Raw genomic sequence first — 279 nt, 5'->3', positions numbered from 1 at the left:
GGCATAAGGGATACCCAAAGCCCTTAAATGTTTTTCATATAAAAATTGAATTGAGCGAGTACGAAAAAGAATGGCAATCTCGTGGGGCGGATATTTATCTTTAAGTAATTGTTTTATTTTTTCTGCGACAAACCTCGCTTCATTTTCATCGGCGGAAAGCTGATCTTCATCAGCTTCGGAATTTTTATTTAATATAAAAAATGATAAATTTCCGCCTTCATCAATAACCGATTGAAGCGGAGTGTATTCAGCTTCAAAGTGGGGCAGGGTATTGGACTT

At 36.9% G+C, this 279-nt stretch carries 1 protein-coding gene; it reads right to left on the bottom strand.

Features of this window, described 5'->3' with window-relative positions; genetic code table 11:
• Positions 1-279, bottom strand: a 279-nt coding sequence (locus ACYVTD_RS17635) for a hypothetical protein (protein ID WP_461248922.1), incomplete at both ends; no start/stop codon positions are given.

It is taken from the genome of Treponema sp. R6D11, assembly GCF_054786075.1.
This window is presented reverse-complemented; position numbering and strand designations above follow the sequence as displayed.